We start from the raw sequence: 18,900 nt of genomic DNA, 5'->3' as shown, positions 1-18,900 counted from the left end.
TATTTTATAAAAAATTCTATTTAAAAATTTACTCTTGAATGAATCTCTTATAACATCCGTGTAAACGTTTACATGGTTTGTGTAGACAAAATAATTCGAGGACAGGTAAGTGAAAAAAGAGCAGATAGAAATATTAAATCAATATTCTCATAGAAGATATAATCCCCTTTTGGATGAGTGGGTTTTGGTGGCACCTCATCGAACTAAAAGGCCATGGCAAGGATCTCAAGATGATGAAGAAGAAGAGATCGGTGTTGATTATGATGAGAGTTGTTTTTTATGCCCTGGGAACTCTAGAAGCTCGAAGGAAATAAACCCTAATTATGAAGATACCTTTGTTTTTTACAATGATTTTCCTGCATTGATGGAAAATGCCGAAATACATTCCTTTAGAGAAGATCCTTTATTTCAAGGAGAGACTGTAAGGGGTACAGGTAAGGTAATATGTTACTCTCCAAGTCACTCTTTAACTTTACCCGAACTACCTATTGAGTCTATTGAGAAATTAATAAACTCGTGGGTAAATGAACTTGATGAACTTAGTAAAAGTTATAAATGGGTTCAAGTATTTGAAAATAAGGGCCAAATGATGGGTTGCTCTCAGCCTCATCCACATGGACAAATTTGGGCCAGTGAATTTATACCTACTCAAATAAATAAAAAAGATAGAAGTCAGCGTGAGTTTTTTAATAAATATAAGAAAAATTTATTGTTAGATTATGTTACCAAAGAACTTGAATTAAAAGAAAGAATAGTACATGAAAATGAACATTGGGTCGTATTGATTCCCTATTGGGCAGCTTGGCCTTTTGAAACCATGGTATTACCCAAAAGTCACATTCCTCAGATGTCATATATGAATTTAGAGCAAAGAAAATGTCTTGCCTCTATTTTAAAAAAATTGACAGTTAGTTACGATAATTTATTTAATTGCTCTTTTCCATATTCTATGGGATGGCACTTTGCGCCCTTTGTTGACACAATAAATCATTTAGAATACTGGCAGCTTCACGCAACTTTTTTACCGCCATTACTAAGATCGAAAAGTATCCGTAAGTTTATGGTTGGATATGAATTGTTATGTGAGCAAGGAAGGGATATCACACCAGAAGTTGCTGCAGAATATTTAAGAAATACATCAGTTAATCATTATAAAGCTAGAAAATAGGAAATAAGATGACAAGTTTAAATAATTTAAAAGAAAACTTAATTAATACTTTTATTACTCATTTTAATAAATCTCCAGAATTTATTTTTCAAGCTCCAGGTCGAGTCAATTTAATTGGTGAGTATACTGATTGTAATGAAGGGTTTGTTTTGCCGTGTGCCATCAACTATGGAACACAATTAGTCATTTCTAAAAGAAATGATAGCGATATAAATCTTGTTGCCTTTGATTATAACAATGAAAAAGATCATTTAAACCTAAAAAAAGATATTCAATTTGAACCCAATAAAATGTGGGCAAATTATATAAGAGGAATCATTCATTTATTTCATCTAAAAGGATATAAAATTGATGGTTTTGATTTAGTCGTTGGTGGAAATATTCCTCAGGGTACAGGCTTAAGTTCTTCAGCATCTTTATTGGTCGTGGTAGCAGATGCTATTAATACAGTTTTTAAATGTGGACTCAATAAAAAAGAAATTGCATTACTGGCGCAAGAAGCGGAAAATAAATTTGTTGGTGCGAATGTGGGAATCATGGATCAATATATAATTGCAAATGGTAAGGAGGGATTAGCGCTTAAAATTGATTGTAGATATCTTGAAGAAGAAGATGTCAATATTCCTAATGATTGGAATATTGTTATTTTTAATACCAATAAAAAGAGAGAAGTAGCAGATAGTGAGTATAATTTGCGCCGCGAACAATGCGAAAAAGCGGCTTTATTTTTTGACGTTTCCTCTTTAAGAGATGTGACAACATTTCAGTTTGAAGAACAAAAAAGTTTAATGGATCCTTTGATTGCAAAAAGAGCTCAGCATGTAATTTATGAAAATGAGAGAGTTTTAAATGCTGTTGATGCCCTTAGAAATTCTGATATGAATAAATTAAGTCAATTAATGTATGATTCTCACGAGTCTATGAAAAATGATTTTGAAATCACTTGTGCTGAAGTAGATACAATGGTTGATTTAATAAGAGAATCTTTAGGTAATGAAGGAGGAGTAAGAATGACAGGTGCTGGTTTTGGCGGTTGCGTAGTTTCCGTTATGCCTAAAAGTTTAGTGCCAAAGGTTATAGATTATGTTCAAGAGAATTATGAACCAAAATCAGGTTTCAAGGAAGATATCTATATTACAGAACCCAAAGCTGGGTCTTGCTTAATAGATAGCTTTTCAGAAGAAGTAATTGTTTAGTTATGTTAAGCTTACTTAAAGAATCTGAGTTTAAAGGCAAGTTTTACGATGGTAAACCGGCTAAGGTTTTTGAGTTACAAAATGAAACTGGCTTTAAAGTATGGATTATGGATATTGGAGCAACGATTATTCGTTGTTCTATTTCCGTGGATCATCATTCAAGAAATTTAATACTCCCAATTCCATCTTTAGACTTTTATTTAAAACAATCTGCATACATCAATTCTATCGTTGGACGATATGCAAATAGAATTGCTAATGCAAAATATGATTGTAATGGTGAAACCATCGAGTTAGACACGAATTCAGGTAAAAATTGTTTACATGGAGGGTTTAATGGTTTTGATAAGAGAAGATGGAAAGTAAATTCAAAAGGGAAAAATAGTGTTGAATTTCACTTGTTTTCGGAAGATGGAGATCAAGGCTTCCCGGGGAATATAGATATATTTGTAGAATATAAAATTTTAGAATCCAATGAATTACAGATTAACTTTAAAAGCTTTACTGATAAAAAAACACCATTAAATTTGACAAGTCATAGTTATTTTAACTTGAATGAATTAGATCAGGCTGGATTAGAGCAGTTTTTAAAAATTGATTCTCAAAAATATCTACCCGTCAACGAAGATGGAATACCTGATAATTCATTTAAATCAGTAAGAGAAACAGATTTTGACTTCACAAATATTAAAAAAGTGGGAGTGGATTTTTTAAAAAGCAAAGATCAGCAACAAGTAAGTGGTTATGATCACTCTTTTTTATTGGATGGCGCCAAAAAGCTTGTATTATTATCCGCTGATAAAAAGGTCAGTATGACGTTAATAACTTCGAAGCCAGCCATACATATCTATACAGGAAATTTTTTAGGAGAATGTACCTCAAGCACCAATACACCATACAATAATTATTCTGGTATTGCTATTGAACCACAATTTTTACCTGATTCACCAAATCAACTGTGGCATGAGGATACTTTTTTGGAACCCGGTGAACAATATGACCATTATATTCATTTAAAATTTGATAAGGCTAAACCATGACTGATAAAAAACTGAATCATTCTATCAAAATTTATTTCAACCCTGAGTGCAGCAAATGTCAGAAGCTTTTAGCGATTATCGATAAAAAAAATATTAATTACACATTAGTTGATTATCTGAAAAAGCCTCTAACGATTGCAGAATTAAAAGTGATCTTAAATAAGATGAACTTGAAGGCTCATCATATTATAAAAGAAAATTGTAAGGAGTTTGAGTCTTTGGGTATTGCAAACAAAAATTACTCCGATGAGGGCTTGATTGAGCTTATTTCTAAATATCCAAACTTAATGAATAGACCAATTATTGAAACGGATGATTTTGCGTTTTTATGTAGACCACCAGAAAAGGTCAACTTATTTTTATAAATGCTCAAAAATTTAAATAAATGCTTAAAAATTTAAAGCATTGATTGAGTTATTTATTTTTAATACTTGTAGTCTTGGCTAATTAATTCCTAGATTGACTTTTGATATTGAATTTCGAACAATTAATTTTAAACCAAATGACTGTTTTTTATCGAGTTTGTTTAGTAAAAGTAAAGTCGCGTATTGAGCCATTTCTTTAATAGGGTAATGAATTGTAGTGAGTTTTGGATAGACGTATTGGGCAACATCAAGATCATCAAAACCAATAACTGAAATTTCATTAGGTACTTTAATATTGTTTTCATGGAGAAACGCTATGACTCCTGAAGCGATTGAATCATTATAGCAAACAATTCCAGTATACTTAGTCGTTGATTTTATAATTTGTTTCATGGCGCTTTCGCCACCATTTTGATCTGGGTTAGTATAAATAACTTTGCTAATGAGGTTGTGTTTGGTGATTGCTTTTTTATAACCAATCTCTCTACTTTTAGCATCTTCTATTTGATGATTGGAGTTTATAAAGGCTATATTTGTATGGCCTAGCTTCGCTAATTTATCAGTCGCAATGTTTGTGCCCCAGGAATTATCTGTATAGACACACTTATCAGCAAGTTCCTTAATATATCTGTTAATAATGACGACATTTTCAATTTTGTTGGCAATTGAAATAATTTCACTATCTTTTAGGGCCTTGCTATGCAAAATAAGAGAATCACATTGTTTGCTTATAAATAGATTGATAATTTTTTTTTCAAAATCTGGATTGTGATAACCGTTACCTACCAAAATATGTTGTCCATTTTGTTTGGCAACCGTATCAATTGTTTTTATCATTTGACCAAAGAATGGATCTGACAGGTCATTCACTAAAACACCGATAGTATTTGATTTCTGAGTAACAAGACTTTGAGCCATTGCATTAGGGGCATATTCAAGTGAGTTTATTGCATCTTGAACAATTTGAGCTGTATCGAGGCTCACTTTATCAGAATTGTTTAAAACACGAGAGACGGTGGCTATTGATACTCCAGCTAATTTTGCAACATCTTTTATAGTAGACATGTCATTTAAATTCCTTTTATAGATAAGTCAAAATTAGATTAAAACCATATTGACTCCAATACTCTTGCTCTTGAATAAGGTCACTTTCAATAAGTTTATGTTTCTCAATCCAGTCTTTTTTGAATTCAATGTGCATGGAATTTTGATCACATTTGAAAGCAAGGTTATCTAAATTATATGATAATCGAGTCCCATTTAACACGATTGCTAATCTAAATATTTTTAGAGACTGTAAAATACTTGGTGCGGGAAAAAAGTGAAATTTTTCAATCGTATTTAAATCTAGTTTAATTGATTTTCTATGCCACCTAATTAATAAAGACAAAACATCTTGTACTTCTTTATTAAAACCTGGCATTGGCGTGTTTTGAGTAATATAAAAAGAATGTTTATGATAACCAGAATAATTAATGTTTAAACCAATCTCATGTAATTTAGTAGCCCAATGTAAAATATTAATCATTTCCTGTTTTTTGAATCCTTCAAGAAATAAGCTACATCTTTCCAAAATATATTGTAAAGTTTGAGAAATGAGTCTTACTTGAACTAAATCTACATTATATTGTTTTGATATTTCGCTTACCGTGTTAAATCTGATGTCTTTTTTCTGGAAGGTAGGATCCATTTCATAAATTAGACCTTCTCTTAATGCTGAATCAGAGTATGACATATTTTTTATCTGGAGGGATTTAAAAATACCAATTAAAATTATTAGCCCAGAAAGGAAAACTGGTTTTCTTTCAGGGGTTAATCCCTTAATATCAATCTCATCAATATTTGAAAATTTACTTACTTTATTGAGAATAAATTCCATTGCTGGCAATGATATAATGTCCTTCTCAAATTTATAATGATTTATGACTTCACGAATAATTTTCACAGTACCAGAGCAGCCAATAGTATGGTTCCATCCAACTCTTTGATAACGTAATGATATGCTTTCAAGCTCTTGCTCAACATATAAAATGGCTTTGTTAATATGTTTTTGATCGATGTTGTTTTTTTTAAAAAACTTTTGAGTTAGATTTACACAACCCATATTTTTACTAGTTGTATATTTAGGGTCATTACCTTGCCCTAAAATTAATTCAGTACTACCGCCGCCAATATCAACAACTAACCTTTTTTCTTTGTTTGTTTGTCCAAATAAAACGCCAAGATATATTAATCTTGCTTCTTCAATTCCAGGTAATACTTCAATATCATAAGGAAAAATTTTTTTGCCTTTGTTATAAAAACATGTGCATTTTTTGCTTCTCTTAAAGTGTATGTTGCAGCAATTCTAACATTTTTATATTCAAAATCTTTTATTCGTTCGGCAAAAAGTCGAAGACAGTCTAAACCTCGTTCCATTGCTTCTTCTGATAAGATTTTATTGTTATCTAAACCTGATGCTAGGTGAACTCTTTTTTTATGTCTACTTATAATTTGGAATCTTTTATTTATAAGTTGTGCCACAATCATATGAAAACTATTTGAGCCTAAGTCAATAGCAGCTATATTTTTAACTGGTACTAATTGTTTATTGATATCCATTTTTAATTTCCTATTTTTCTAGGCTTTTTAGGTATTTATAAATTTCAATTTGTGAACGCAATTTCTTCTTATTACCTCTAGGGATGTAGGTGTTCGTCATATTTTCATCTACAATTCTAGCTTTTACTTTATCTTGAAGTTGTATGTTTAAAATGCGTATGATCTTTTCTTTTAGCTCACTAGAACGAACAGGACAACCAACTTCGATTCGGTTGTCAATATTTCTTGACATCCAATCAGCTGAGGAGATAAACACACTGGGATTATTGTTATTATTAAAAACCACTACCCTCGGATGTTCTAGGAATCTATCAACAATACTTATTATTTCAATGTTTTCACTGTAACCTGCAAGATTGGGAATTAAGGAGCACATACCTCTGACTATAATGTTAATTTTAACACCAGAATTACTCGCTTCGTAGAGTTTGTTAATGAGACCTTGATCAACTAAGTTGTTCACTTTTAATGTGATGCCTGCTTTTAAGCCTTGTTTTATATTGGTAATTTCTCTCTCTATTAATGCGTAGAGTTTCCCCCTGGAATTTCTTGGTGATACAATTAGGTGGTCAAATTTGTTTGGTTTATAGGGGTTTCTAATATAGTCAAATACTTGTTTGACCTCGTTTGTTATAATTTTATCACAAGTAAATAAAGAAAAATCTGTGTATATTCTGGCCGTTTTTTCATGAAAGTTTCCTGTTCCAATGTGAGCATAACGGATTAATTGATCTCCTTCTTTTCTAGATACTAAACAAAGTTTAGAATGGATTTTAAGACCAGGTACACCAAACATCACATCTACACCGGACTCAGTTAATGTCTTAGACCATTCAATGTTAGCTTCTTCATCGAAACGTGCTTGTAATTCAACTACAACGGTTACTTTTTTTCCATTATTCGCAGCATCGATCATAGATTCAATAATCTTAGAGTTTTTTGCAACTCTGTAAATATTTATTTTTATTGCTCGAACCTTTGGATCAAAAGCAGCTTGCCGAACAAATTCTGTCATATGTCTAAAAGAATGATAGGGATAATATAATAAAATATCCTTATTACGAATTGCTTCAAAAGTATTTTTGAACTGAGTAAAATCTTTTGTTTCAAGAGGTGGAATAGGTTTGTTTTCTAAATAATCTCTTCCAACATTTGGAAAGCTTAAAAAATCCTTATAATTATGGTATCTTCCACCTGGCTCAATGCTATCATAGTTTGAGACCTTTAATAATTGACAAAGAAGTAAGACAATTTTTTTGGCATATTTTCTTCGTAAATAAATTGCACAGGTTTTGCTGTTACTCTTTGAGTCAGGCCCTGAGACATTTGTTCAAGAATACTAAAGTCAATTTCAGTACTTAAATCATATTCAGCATCACGAGTCATCTTCATGGAATATGCATTAAGTTGTTCGTAATCAAACAAACCTGAAAAAATATTATCAAGACATAATCGAATGATATCATCAAGAAAAATAATCTTTTTCTTTCTACTTCCTTTTTTACAAGGGATTTGAATAAATCTTGGTATTTGCTCACTCGGAATTTCAATAAGAGCAAAGTTTCTTTGATTTTCTGAATTGATATCAACAAAGAGGTAAGAATATTCGTCTTTTAAAAAATTGATTAACTCAATGTTATCATTTAAAACAATAGGTGATATAAAAGGAAGAATATTTTGATTGAAGTAATTTTTTAAATATGCTTTATCGCTGTTATCAAGCTGTAGCTCATTGACTAAAAAGATGTTTCTTTTTGCAAGTTCTTTAAAAACTTGTTGCCTTGTTTTATTGAATTCAATATTAAGTTCATTGATTTTTTTTGGATATTATTAAGTAATTCCTTTGCATTATGATTTTGAACTTGATCTTTTGAAATCAAAATAAGTCTTTTCACATCGGCAAATCTAACTTTATAAAATTCATCTAAGTTATTTGAATAAATACCCAAAAAACGAATTCTTTCTATTATAGGGTTTAATGGATCTTGAGCTTCCTGAAGAACTCTATGATTAAAGGATAGCCAACTTAATTCTTTATCAACAAATAATTTTTTACTATTCATAAGAAGTCAATTTTTTTCCAATTATAATTTAATTTTGATTTTATAATACTTATTTTATAATTTGTAGAAAAACTTCAATATAACTTTTGTTGAAAGCAAAAATATTAAATTTATATGAAATGAGATGTTTGTAATATTTATATTAACTTATTTATGTTAACTTATATTTATTCATACATGGATAGTAAATATATGACAATTGCAAAAAATATTTTAGATCAAGAAGTTAAGAAATATGCGGAAAAAAATGGAGTAATAAATACTTTGGAGTGGATATATTCAAATCAACACTTTTCTAAATTTAAAAAAGTTCAGTGGGGAAATCATTATTACGATGGGCTGGAGTTTTGTGATGGTAGTATTATTGCGATAAAACCAGATCATTTCAATTCGTTAGAAATAGTTGCTATTTAATATCCTTTGATTGACATTTTTTTTGATACTTATATTATTTGATGGATGTAAATTTAAAGGTTTTAGTATATGGCAAAATTGACCCTTCAAGAACAAATGTTAAAAGCTGGTTTAGTTGATAAAAAAAAATTAAAGAAAACAGCCAAAAAATCGAAAAAATCGCGTGATATGATTAGAGAAACCAGAGAAAATATTGCGACAAATAAAGCAGCACAAGTTGAAAAGGATAAGCTCCTTAATGAAAAGCGAGCGGAAGAACTTCGAAATAAAGAAATTGAAAACCAAATTAATCAATTAATCTTAAGTAATAAAATTAAAAACTATAGTGGTGAAATTGAGTATAATTTTCAAAGTGAAAATTTAATCAAAACTTTGTATGTGAATGATATGATAAAAAATCATCTGATTTCAGGTAAACTTGCAATTGCCAAGTTGAAAGAAAGTTACGAAATTATACCATCACCAGTTGCTCATAAAATCCAGGAAATCAATAGTTCAAAAATTGTTTTAAATAATGTTAATAATCATTCTGAAAGTGAACAAGATGATGATGATTATTATGCTCAATTTGAAATACCAGATGATTTAATGTGGTAAATTATATGAAATGTATTGCATATTTTTGTGGCATGATGCAACAATTTTGTGTAATGTATATAGAGTTTTAAATCTTTTAATTTTAAGTGAGTTTAATATGTCAAATGAAATAACAAAGGAAACTGTTTTCCATTTAGCGGACCAACTTCATAATTTGGGAGAACTTCCTACGGATTTAAAAATCCGTGAACTGAATAATCATTCAGGTCGTATTTCTGTAATCAATCAATTTTTAAAGAGTTGGGAGACTGAAAAATCGGTTGAAGAAAGAATACAAGAAATGAGAACTGTATACGAAGATAAAATAGAAAAATTAGAGTTAGAATTAAGCAAAACAAAAAAAAGCACGACAAGTACATCTGCAACTGATCTTAAAAAGCAACTTACTCAAGAGAAAGCTTTAGTTACTAAATTGAGAAAAGAGATAAAAGCGAAAGATGATTTAATTTTGAAATTAGAAAAATCTACCACAGCTAACACTTCTAATAATGTATCAACGCCTAATCGTTCGACAACAAAATCAGGACGTCCTGTAAGATCTCGCCCATCTAAAGCGGAAAAATAAATTAAAAAAATCCAACTAAGATTGGATTTTTTTTTAAATTTGTTAATATAAATTTAAAAATTTATCTTTTAAAGATTAGGAATCTTCATTGAAAAAAAAATAAAAAAACTTTTTCCTATGGATTTTTTTGGTGAGGAACACCATTTGAGATTTGTGATTAGAGCATATCAACCTAATGAAGTGCTAGATGCAATGTATTGGTGTTCATTACTCACATTTCGTAGACAACAATATGATTTGTTTAAATTATCAGAATCTAGAATTAATTTACATGAGCAGTGCAGTTCAAGAGATCACTCTGGATTTGATACCATACGTTCGGGCCAACGAATTAACGTAAAAATTATGGTACCAGTTGTAAGTGTGCAAAAATTAAAAGAAGAATATAGTTTAGGTTTTAAAGATGAACATGATGCAAAATAAAGAAGCTGTTCCAATTTTATATTCTTTTAGAAGATGCCCATATGCAATTAGGGCTCGTTATGCTCTTAACTTTAATTCAAAGAAGGTTTGTTTAAGAGAAGTTTTATTAAAAGACAAACCCAAAGAGCTGTTTCATTTTACTGAAAAAGGAACAGTCCCAGTTCTTGTTCTTGATGATCATTCTTCCATAATATCTGAAAGCCTTGAAATAATGAGTTGGTCTTTTAGTGGAAAAAATGATTGGACTTCGCTAGTTACAGAAGAATCTAAAAAGCTAATAGTTGAAAATGATCAATATTTTAAATATTGGCTGGATCGTTACAAATATTTTGACCGTTATCCAGAGTATTCAAAAGAATACTATCGAGAAAAATGTGAAACATTTTTAGAATCAATTGAAATTCTTTTAAAGAACTCCCTATTTTTAGCAGGAGATTCAATTTCTTTTATAGATATTGCTATTTTCCCATTTATTAGACAGTTTGCTTTATTTGATATGAATTGGTTTACTACAAGTCCTTATAAAAATACGCAAAATTGGTTAAATACTTTTTTATGTCAAACTGATTTTAATGAAATTGTCATGAAAAAGTTTAAAACATGGAAGGAATACAACAGTGAATATCTCTATCCATGATAGACACTGTTATATGCATTTTGCAGATTAACATTTTAGAAGCCAAAAGTTGCACTGATGCTGTAGGCCTGTTGGTTTCCACCTAGATCTGAACTTGCTTGAAATGCTGTATACGCATCGTAACCTGAAAATTTCAGGCGAATCCCAATAGCAAATCCGACTCGATCCATTGCTGTACCAAATGATGCTGACATGGAATGCATTCCATCTACATAATTTAGTCCAGATAGCGCAGCAAACGCGGCCATCGTATGTCTTAATTTAAGAATATCTTCACTATTCTGGTTGATCGCTTGTGTATTCTGATCGATTTTATTGTTTAATACACCAAAACCTTGATTCATATTCTGGTTAAGTAATTCGATTTGATAGGCATTTTCATTAATATTATCCATATTGGCTTGAATGTATCCATAGTTAGTTTGTATATCCTCTTTATTCTGAGTAATACTTGTTTTGTTATCTGCAATATTGCCAGTGTTAGTCTGAATACTAGTAGAGTTGGTTGTTATTTCTTGTTTGTTTTCTGCAATATGACTGGTATTACTTTCAATATTGTCAGTGTTAGTCTGAATACTAGTAGAGTTGGTTGTTATTTCTTGTTTGTTTTCTGCAATATGACTGGTATTACTTTCAATATTGTCAGTGTTAGCTTTAATACTAGTAGAGTTGGTTGTTATTTCTTGTTTGTTTTCTGCAATATTACTGGTATTAATTTCAATCTTGCCATTGTTAGTATTAATATCAGTAGTGTTATGAATAATTTCATCTTTTTGTTGATTTATTTCATTTTGTTGATCAACATTTGTTGATGCATTGAAGCCTATTTCAATTTGTTGAGCATCTATTTCAATTTGTTGATCAATATTTGCTGATGCATTGGACTCTATGTCTCTGTTGGCGTGATCAGCATTTGGAACTAAAGTATCATCAATGTATCTGCTAATAGTTTCAATCCATTTACCTAATCTGTAATCCACTGCATAACGATCAGCGTTTCCTCCACATGGCCCTGGCGCTAGACCGTTAGGACGGAGACACGAAGAGTTATTATAATAACCGTTATTTGCATTGATATCTGGGCCATCTATTCTATTAAAACTTTCTTGTACATCACCATTCGAGTTGTCATTAAACGTACTACCCATGTAAGTTCCTGCATCCCCATCCATGTCGAAGGGAGTGATTGGATCTCCTACTGCTTTTTCTTCTTCGAATTGTTGAGATAATGTCTTTATGTCTTCGGAAAAGGCTAAATTAAACGTTGATGTAAAAGTTAGACAACTCAGTATCATTATAAATTTTTTTAAAAAATTAGATTTCATTTTCAAATCCTCAAAAGTTACATTTGAAAATTGAAAAGCATTTTACATGCCAAAGCTAATTTATTGATTTTCAATAATATTATATTTTAAGTACTTTTAGTTTTGCAAAAAACCGTGAACCTATTCTAGTTCTTATATAAATTCTAAAAAAAACAACACTGTACAATTATTGTTTTCTATAATTAAAGAAATACTTTTTTTATTGTTGATAAAGGTTTGTTGATGAAAAAGTACATCATTATTTTAACTTTACTCTTTTTTATAATATTGATTATTTTTCTTTTGAAAAAACAAGACACGTCTTTGTCTCCAAAATCAAAAGATGAAAATAAAGGGGAAGAAATAGCAAAAGTAACGACTAAGTTGTTTGTGCCAGAAAATTTTGTTCTGCAATATCGTACGGAAGGCAAAACAAAGCCTTTTTTATCTCTTGATTTGATATCAAATACTGAGGGAGTTATTAAAAAAGTACTTGCCAAAAAAGGAGATTATGTTGAACAGGGAAGTGAGCTTGTAAAATTTGATTTAGAGAATCTCGAAACGGAATTAATCAAAGCAGAGTCTGATTATATTGAAAAAAAAATGGAATATAAAGCAATAGAAAATCTCCACCAAAGTGGATTTCAAGCTAAATTACGATTATTGCAAGCCAAGGTTGCTTATAATACTGCTAAGTCGTATTGGGAAAAAATTAAAGATGATTTAAATAAAAAAGTTTTGAGAGCACCAATATCTGGAATACTAAATGATATTATTGATGATACAGGGGTGTATGTAAAAAAAGGAGAAGTTTTAGGCAAAATTATTCAAACTAGAGAATTAATTGTTCAAATAGATTTAAACCCTAAATACATAAATCAAATCAAACTCAAAGATGACGTAGACGTAGAATGTAATGCACAAAAGTTCTTGGGAGAGATAAGTTATATATCTTTCGAAGCCAATCCACAAACAAATACCTATGATACTGAAGCTTTAATTAAAAACAAAAACCTTAAAGCAGGTCAATTGTGTAAAGTAAGGTTTGATCTAGAAAAAAAAATGGGGATTCAGGTCTCTCCATCTGTCCTAAGTTTTGATAATAAAGGCAATATTGGCGTCAAATATGTAGAAAACCAAAAAGTATTTTTTCAAAGTGTCCAAGTTGAAAATATAACGACAAAAAATGTATGGGTCACTAACATTAATAAGCCCATCAATATTATTGTTTTAGGGCAATCTAATGTAAATATAGGGGAGCCGGTTAAAACAAAAAGTATTGGTGATTTGTATGAGTAAATTGCTAACTCAGCTTTTTTATAAAAATAAAACAATAAACTTGGTTTTTATTATATTAATGATAGTGGGGCTATTTTGTTATTTTAATATTTCTAAAGAAGCCGAGCCAGATGTAAAAATGCCCTATATATACATATCAATGAATTATCAGGGTATTTCACCTGAGGATTCAGAAAGACTTCTGCTGAGACCAGTTGAAAAAAAATTAACGAGTGTAAAAAATTTAAAAACCTTTAGATCTACGGCAACTGAAAATCATGCTTCTATTTTTTTAGAGTTTGATATTGGGTCAGATTCTAAAAAAGCCATAGATGATATCAGAGAAGTCATTGATCAGGTCAAATCTAAATTACCTGAAGGAACTTCCGAACCGAATATAAGAGAAATTAGCTTAGCAACACAAAACCCAATCTTAAAAGTAGTCATATCAGGGAGTATTCCTGAAAGTAAGATGAACGATTTATCTAAAAGATTGAAAGAAAATCTTGAAAAAAATATAAATATATTGGAAGTAAAACAGAGAGGAAATAGAGATGAATTTGTTGAAATTAACATATCTCCTATGTTTTTATCACTGTATCAAATCAATTTAAAAGATGTATACAATTATATACAAAAAAATAATACTCTTATCCCTGCTGGTAATCTACAAACCGGAGAGGGCTCATTAGATTTATCAGTTCCATCGGTTATTGAGAATATTACAGACATCTTAACAACACCAGTTAAAAGTTTTGAACAAGAAGTTATTATCATGTCAGACATAGCCGAAGTAAAAAGAACTTTTAAAGACGCCGAATCATCATCAAGTTTAGATAATAAAAAAATGATTACTTTGGAAGTAATGAAAAAACCAGGTAAAAATATTATTGATACTGTAGATATTATTAGAACGATTGTAAAAGAAAACACTCAATCTTGGCCGGTAAATATCAATGCTTCGCTAATTAGCGATCGCTCTGTTCAAGTAAAAGAGATGCTCAATGAATTGAACTCTAATATTATATTATCTATTATTTTAGTCTCGATAGTCGTGTGTTTTTATTTAGGGATAACTAGCAGCGTCTATGTATTTTTAGCCATTCCATGCTCAATATTATTAGGCATAACAATGCTTACGGCTTTAGGTATAACAATTAACATTGTTGTAATGTTTGCGCTCATAATGTCAGTTGGTTTACTAGTTGACGGGAGTATTGTTGTTGTAGAAGATGCAAAAAAAAATTTAGAAAACGGTGAGACAGTTTTTAATAGTTACCTCAAATCTTCAAAAAGAATGGCCATTCCAATTTTTTCATCAACACTAACGACTATCTTAGCTTTTATGCCCTTAATGTTTTGGCCTGGTATTATGGGTGACTTTATGAAGTATTTACCTATTACTATGATTGCGGTCTTATTTTCTTCGTTTTTGATTGCAATCATTTTTATACCAATTATAGCTAGTCAAATAAGATTAAAAAATAAGTCAATTAAAAAGGTTGCGGTAGACAGTTTTTTGGCAAACAAATATCAAACATATCTAAAAAGAATAATCAAAAAGCCGAAAATGTTTGTAGCTCTAATTATAACCATGTTGTTTATGGTCTGTATTGTATTTGTTTTTTTTAATAGAGGTATTGAGTTTTTCCCGAAAATTGATGCAACCAACATCATTATAAAAATTAAAGCAGATAAAAACTTATCTTTAGAGCACAAAGAAAAAATAATGAATGCCGCTTTAAGAAAAGTAGAAAATGTAAAAGGAGTAGACTTCGTTTTGGTTAAAACAACAAGTAATCAACGAGAAACAAGTATTGGACAATTAGATATTAATCTTTTGAAATGGGATCAAAGAGAGAAATCAAAATTGATACTTAATCAAATTAAATCAAAGCTTGATGAAATATATGGAATTAAATATATATATATAGAAGACAAAAAGGGGCCAAAGCTGGGGAGAGATATAAAAATTATTTTAAGCTCAAATCAATATGCCAAGCTTGCGAAGTTTACTAGTAAATTTGCGAAAGATTTAAGTCAAATAAATGGTATCAAAAATATTGAAAATAACATTCCGATGGATCAGTTAGAATGGGATATTCAAGTAAATAAGAAAATTGCTGCAGAATATGGAACAACTACAGAAGAAATAGGTAGTTATATACAAATGATTTCAAATGGATTGTTAGTAGGTACATTTTATCCAGATGATTTAAGTGAAGAAATCGATATACGCGTTAGATTTCCAAAAGATTTCAGAAGTATTAACCAATTAGATGAAACACGGATCATGACTCCAAATGGTCAGGTTCCATTGTCTAAGTTTATCAAAATAAGCCTAAAAAATAGTAATGAAACTTATAGAAAAGTTGATGGGAATTTTGCTTTTAATATATTAGCAGATGCTGAAGATAGCTCAAAAATTTATAATATAAATCAAAAAATTAGTAAACTTTTATCCAATACAGTTATTCCACAAGGTATTAGTATAAAAATTGAAGGCGAAAGAAGTAAAACGAAAGAATCAGAACAGTTTTTAAAACATGCTTTTCTAATTGCTTTATTTTGTATTTTAATTGTGCTTGTAACGCAATTTAATTCATACTCTCAGGCTTTGATGATAATTTCAGCAATTATTTTTTCAACTATTGGTTCTTTAATTACATTGATTATTTTTAATCAGCCATTTGGTATTGTCATGTCTGGAATTGGTATTATCGCTTTGGCAGGTATAGTTGTGAATAATAATATTGTGTTAATTGATACATTTAATTCCTATAAAAATGCGTCATCATCACTGGATGATATTATTCTTAAAACTGGACTAAATAGATTAAGGCCGGTACTTTTAACAACGATTACAACTGTATTTGGTCTATTACCAATGGTTTTTAAGTTCAGCTTTGATTTTGTGAACCTGAAAATCCAGTATGATGCACCATCAGCCCAAATGTGGTCTCAATTATCATTAATCGTATGTGGAGGGCTAATTTTCTCGACTTTCCTTACTTTATTTGTTACACCATGTTTATTAAAAATATTTAGTAAAAAACACGCTTCAAAATTGATTAGTTAAATTCCATTTTTATCATCCTTTTGTATTAATAAAATATAAATAATACTTGAATTTTATATGTGTGTATGTTCATATATGCAATATAAATTATTGTGACATAAAAATGTAGCATTTCTAGTGCATAATAATTTTCAGAAATATAAAACAAATAAATAAATATAATATAACACAAATTATGTGAAGGGAGGTATATTCACAATGAGTAGGATCGCATTAGTAACAGGAGCAAAAGGCGGCATTGGTTCAACAATAACTAAGTCTTTATTAGAACAAGGATATCGTGTAATTGCGACTTATTCCCCTGGAAGTGAGGAGTCAGCTCAAGAATGGTTTAAAGCGAATGGCTTTACGAATGAACAAGTTCGATTGTTAGCTTTAGATGTCACTGATACAGCATTTTGTCAAGAATCATTATCTGTTCTTTTAAAAGAAGAAGGTAAAGTTGATGTATTAGTTAATAACGCTGGTATTACTCGTGATACTACATTCAAGAGAATGACTGCAGAACAATGGAATGAAGTTATAAACACTAACCTAAACAGTTTGTATAACGTAACTCACCCAATTTTTAATTCTATGCTTGAAAATAAGTCAGGTAGAATTATAAATATTACATCTGTTAATGGTCTTAAAGGACAGTTTGGACAAACAAACTACTCAGCTGCTAAAGCAGGTATGATAGGATTTACAAAAGCGTTGGCTTTTGAAGGTGCGCGTGCAGGTATTACTGTCAATGCTATTGCACCTGGATATACTCTAACACCAATGGTTGAGAAAATTAAACCAGAGATCTTAGATTCTATTAAAGCTGAAATTCCAATGAGACGTCTTGCAACTCCAGAAGAAATTGGTGGTGCAGTCGCATATTTAGCAAGTGATGCTGCAGCTTATATTACTGGTGAAACTTTAAGTCTTAATGGTGGATTATACATGCACTAAAATGTATGTATATGGGAGAAAAAAATGTCAAAAATTTATATTGTTAGTGCAAAAAGAACTCCAATTGGTAGCTTTTGTGGAGCACTTAAAACAGAATCAGCGGCTAAATTAGCTGCAGTAGCTATTAAGGCTGCTTTAACTGAAGCGAATCTACCAGCGGAAGCAGTAGATGAAGTTATACTAGGAAATGTAGTGGGAACTGGTCAAGGTATGGGACCAGGTCGACAAGCATCAATTTTAGCTGGAATTCCAGCAGAAGTACCTGCATATACCTTAAACATGGTTTGTGGTAGTGGAATGAAAACCATCATGGATGCAGCTGCTCACATTAAAGCAGGTGATGCAGATGTTGTTGTTGCTGCAGGTGCCGAAAATATGTCACAAATACCTTTTGCGACTGAATCTAATGTTCGTGAAGGTAACAAAATGGGTAATATTCAATTATCTGACTTATTAATTACCGATGGATTAACAGATGCTTTCAATAAGTATCACATGGGTGTAACGGCTGAAAACGTAGTAAGTGAAGTTAATTTATCAAGAGAGCAACAGGATGAATTTGCTTTATCTAGCCAGAGAAAAGCAGTTGCTGCAATAGAAGCAGGAAAATTTGCTGACGAAATCACACCTGTTGAAGTTGTCACAAGGCGTTCAACGAATGTAGTTGATACAGATGAGTATCCAAAGCAAGATGCAAGTATTGAAAAATTAGCTAAGTTAAGACCTGCTTTCAAAAAAGATGGCTCTGTAACTGCAGGTAATGCTTCTGGAATTAATGATGGTGGAAGCGCAGTCATCGTAGCTTCAGAAGAAGCAGTTAAAAAATACAACTTAACACCAATTATGGAAGTTGAAAGTTATGCTCAAGCAGGGCTAGCACCAGAAGTAATGGGTTTAGGTCCAGTACCAGCAGTCATGAAAGCTTTAGATAAAGCAAACTTATCTATCAATGATTTGGGCTTATTAGAGTTAAATGAAGCGTTTGCCGGTCAAGCTCTTGGTGTTGCGTATCAGTTAGCGGATAAATTAGAAGTTCAAGTTGGTAGTATACTTGAAAAAGCTAACGTTAATGGTGGAGCTATTGCTTTAGGTCATCCATTAGGAGCATCTGGAAATAGAATTGTAGTAAGTTTAATTCACGAAATGCGTCGCCGTAATACTCAATATGGTTTAGCTTCTCTTTGTATTGGCGGCGGAATGGGTACAGCTATTGTACTAAAAAATGTTTAAC

The 18,900-nt window shown here is 30.7% G+C and carries 16 protein-coding genes and 2 pseudogenes; 13 read left to right on the top strand and 5 right to left on the bottom strand.

The window, feature by feature from the left end; genetic code table 11:
• Positions 1-109 precede the first annotated feature (109 nt).
• From CF386_RS11670 to CF386_RS11655, 4 genes are read left to right on the top strand one after another with little or no spacing between them, the layout of a single operon-like run.
• A complete protein-coding gene (locus CF386_RS11670; RefSeq protein WP_089074606.1) occupies positions 110-1,168 on the top strand; it encodes a UDP-glucose--hexose-1-phosphate uridylyltransferase in 1,059 nt (352 codons plus the stop codon).
• An 8-nt stretch (positions 1,169-1,176) separates the two neighbouring features.
• A complete protein-coding gene (gene galK / locus CF386_RS11665) occupies positions 1,177-2,364 on the top strand; it encodes a galactokinase (protein ID WP_089074605.1) in 1,188 nt (395 codons plus the stop codon).
• A gap of 2 nt (positions 2,365-2,366) precedes the next feature.
• Positions 2,367-3,404 (top strand): galactose-1-epimerase, encoded by a 1,038-nt coding sequence (locus CF386_RS11660; RefSeq protein WP_089074604.1) that lies wholly within the window; start codon positions 2,367-2,369, stop codon positions 3,402-3,404.
• Positions 3,401-3,769: an ArsC/Spx/MgsR family protein gene (locus CF386_RS11655; protein WP_089074603.1), complete on the top strand. Its 369-nt coding sequence runs from the start codon at positions 3,401-3,403 to the stop codon at positions 3,767-3,769. Before CF386_RS11660 ends, CF386_RS11655 begins: the two co-directional genes overlap by 4 nt.
• Before the next feature lie 78 nt (positions 3,770-3,847).
• On the opposite strand, the gene CF386_RS11650 is transcribed toward CF386_RS11655, so the two are convergent.
• The 4 genes and pseudogenes from CF386_RS11650 to ppk1 all read right to left on the bottom strand — a co-directional run bounded on the left by CF386_RS11650 (position 3,848) and on the right by ppk1 (position 8,433).
• The gene (locus CF386_RS11650; protein ID WP_089074602.1) at positions 3,848-4,834 is read right to left on the bottom strand and encodes a LacI family DNA-binding transcriptional regulator; all 987 of its coding nucleotides are present in this window, start codon (positions 4,832-4,834) and stop codon (positions 3,848-3,850) included.
• 16 nt (positions 4,835-4,850) lie between these two features.
• Positions 4,851-5,459, bottom strand: coding sequence for a hypothetical protein (locus CF386_RS13765; RefSeq protein WP_404825009.1), 609 nt, complete (start codon positions 5,457-5,459; stop codon positions 4,851-4,853).
• A 51-nt stretch (positions 5,460-5,510) separates the two neighbouring features.
• Positions 5,511-6,298: pseudogene (locus CF386_RS13760) on the bottom strand (Ppx/GppA phosphatase family protein); the annotation flags it as partial.
• Positions 6,299-6,380: 82 nt separating this feature from the next.
• Positions 6,381-8,433, bottom strand: a pseudogene (ppk1, locus tag CF386_RS13510) (polyphosphate kinase 1).
• A gap of 192 nt (positions 8,434-8,625) precedes the next feature.
• On the opposite strand from ppk1, the gene CF386_RS11630 reads away from it, so the two are divergent.
• The 5 genes from CF386_RS11630 to CF386_RS11610 all read left to right on the top strand — a co-directional run bounded on the left by CF386_RS11630 (position 8,626) and on the right by CF386_RS11610 (position 11,069).
• Positions 8,626-8,847 (top strand): hypothetical protein, encoded by a 222-nt coding sequence (locus CF386_RS11630; protein ID WP_089074599.1) that lies wholly within the window; start codon positions 8,626-8,628, stop codon positions 8,845-8,847.
• A gap of 69 nt (positions 8,848-8,916) precedes the next feature.
• On the top strand, positions 8,917-9,444 hold the full coding sequence (locus tag CF386_RS11625) for a DUF2058 domain-containing protein (protein WP_089074598.1): 528 nt from the start codon (positions 8,917-8,919) through the stop codon (positions 9,442-9,444).
• Between the two features lie 10 nt (positions 9,445-9,454).
• Complete coding sequence (locus CF386_RS11620) at positions 9,455-10,009, top strand: DNA-binding protein (RefSeq protein WP_089074597.1); 555 nt, start codon at positions 9,455-9,457, stop codon at positions 10,007-10,009.
• Positions 10,010-10,162: 153 nt separating this feature from the next.
• Complete coding sequence (locus tag CF386_RS11615; RefSeq protein ID WP_404825007.1) at positions 10,163-10,432, top strand: hypothetical protein; 270 nt, start codon at positions 10,163-10,165, stop codon at positions 10,430-10,432.
• Positions 10,413-11,069, top strand: a complete 657-nt coding sequence (locus CF386_RS11610; RefSeq protein WP_089074595.1) for a glutathione S-transferase — start codon at positions 10,413-10,415, stop codon at positions 11,067-11,069. The genes CF386_RS11615 and CF386_RS11610 overlap by 20 nt, the downstream gene beginning before the upstream one ends.
• A 35-nt stretch (positions 11,070-11,104) precedes the next feature.
• On the opposite strand, the gene CF386_RS11605 is transcribed toward CF386_RS11610, so the two are convergent.
• Positions 11,105-12,394: a coiled-coil domain-containing protein gene (locus CF386_RS11605; RefSeq protein WP_089074594.1), complete on the bottom strand. Its 1,290-nt coding sequence runs from the start codon at positions 12,392-12,394 to the stop codon at positions 11,105-11,107.
• A gap of 222 nt (positions 12,395-12,616) precedes the next feature.
• On the opposite strand from CF386_RS11605, the gene CF386_RS11600 reads away from it, so the two are divergent.
• From CF386_RS11600 to CF386_RS11585, 4 genes are all read left to right on the top strand, one after another.
• Positions 12,617-13,672: an efflux RND transporter periplasmic adaptor subunit gene (locus CF386_RS11600; protein WP_089074593.1), complete on the top strand. Its 1,056-nt coding sequence runs from the start codon at positions 12,617-12,619 to the stop codon at positions 13,670-13,672.
• Positions 13,665-16,730, top strand: coding sequence for an efflux RND transporter permease subunit (locus CF386_RS11595; protein WP_089074592.1), 3,066 nt, complete (start codon positions 13,665-13,667; stop codon positions 16,728-16,730). Before CF386_RS11600 ends, CF386_RS11595 begins: the two co-directional genes overlap by 8 nt.
• Positions 16,731-16,928: 198 nt before the next feature.
• Positions 16,929-17,669 carry an SDR family oxidoreductase gene (locus CF386_RS11590; protein WP_089074591.1) on the top strand — a complete coding sequence of 247 codons (741 nt, stop codon included), beginning with the start codon at positions 16,929-16,931 and terminating at the stop codon, positions 17,667-17,669.
• A 24-nt stretch (positions 17,670-17,693) separates the two neighbouring features.
• Entirely contained in the window at positions 17,694-18,899 is a 1,206-nt protein-coding gene (locus tag CF386_RS11585; RefSeq protein WP_089074590.1) for an acetyl-CoA C-acetyltransferase, read from the top strand.
• The last annotated feature ends 1 nt before the right edge of the window (position 18,900 follow it).

Source organism: Paraphotobacterium marinum, from assembly GCF_002216855.1.
Taxonomy (GTDB): domain Bacteria; phylum Pseudomonadota; class Gammaproteobacteria; order Enterobacterales; family Vibrionaceae; genus Paraphotobacterium; species Paraphotobacterium marinum.
The sequence above is the reverse complement of the archived record's forward strand: the minus strand, read 5'-3'. Positions and strand labels throughout refer to the sequence as shown.

What these genes read in the sequence shown, in the direction of transcription:
- CF386_RS11660 (WP_089074604.1), top strand. Translation starts at nt 2,367, where the DNA reads ATGTTAAGCTTACTTAAAGAATCTGAGTTTAAAGGCAAGTTTTACGAT.
- CF386_RS13765 (WP_404825009.1), bottom strand. Translation starts at nt 5,459, where the DNA reads ATGGATCCTACCTTCCAGAAAAAAGACATCAGATTTAACACGGTAAGC.
- CF386_RS11620 (WP_089074597.1), top strand. Translation starts at nt 9,455, where the DNA reads ATGTATTGCATATTTTTGTGGCATGATGCAACAATTTTGTGTAATGTA.
- CF386_RS11595 (WP_089074592.1), top strand. Translation starts at nt 13,665, where the DNA reads ATGAGTAAATTGCTAACTCAGCTTTTTTATAAAAATAAAACAATAAAC.
- galK (WP_089074605.1), top strand. Translation starts at nt 1,177, where the DNA reads ATGACAAGTTTAAATAATTTAAAAGAAAACTTAATTAATACTTTTATT.
- CF386_RS11585 (WP_089074590.1), top strand. Translation starts at nt 17,694, where the DNA reads ATGTCAAAAATTTATATTGTTAGTGCAAAAAGAACTCCAATTGGTAGC.
- CF386_RS11590 (WP_089074591.1), top strand. Translation starts at nt 16,929, where the DNA reads ATGAGTAGGATCGCATTAGTAACAGGAGCAAAAGGCGGCATTGGTTCA.
- CF386_RS11655 (WP_089074603.1), top strand. Translation starts at nt 3,401, where the DNA reads ATGACTGATAAAAAACTGAATCATTCTATCAAAATTTATTTCAACCCT.
- CF386_RS11605 (WP_089074594.1), bottom strand. Translation starts at nt 12,394, where the DNA reads ATGAAATCTAATTTTTTAAAAAAATTTATAATGATACTGAGTTGTCTA.
- CF386_RS11625 (WP_089074598.1), top strand. Translation starts at nt 8,917, where the DNA reads ATGGCAAAATTGACCCTTCAAGAACAAATGTTAAAAGCTGGTTTAGTT.
- CF386_RS11600 (WP_089074593.1), top strand. Translation starts at nt 12,617, where the DNA reads ATGAAAAAGTACATCATTATTTTAACTTTACTCTTTTTTATAATATTG.
- CF386_RS11610 (WP_089074595.1), top strand. Translation starts at nt 10,413, where the DNA reads ATGAACATGATGCAAAATAAAGAAGCTGTTCCAATTTTATATTCTTTT.
- CF386_RS11650 (WP_089074602.1), bottom strand. Translation starts at nt 4,834, where the DNA reads ATGTCTACTATAAAAGATGTTGCAAAATTAGCTGGAGTATCAATAGCC.
- CF386_RS11630 (WP_089074599.1), top strand. Translation starts at nt 8,626, where the DNA reads ATGACAATTGCAAAAAATATTTTAGATCAAGAAGTTAAGAAATATGCG.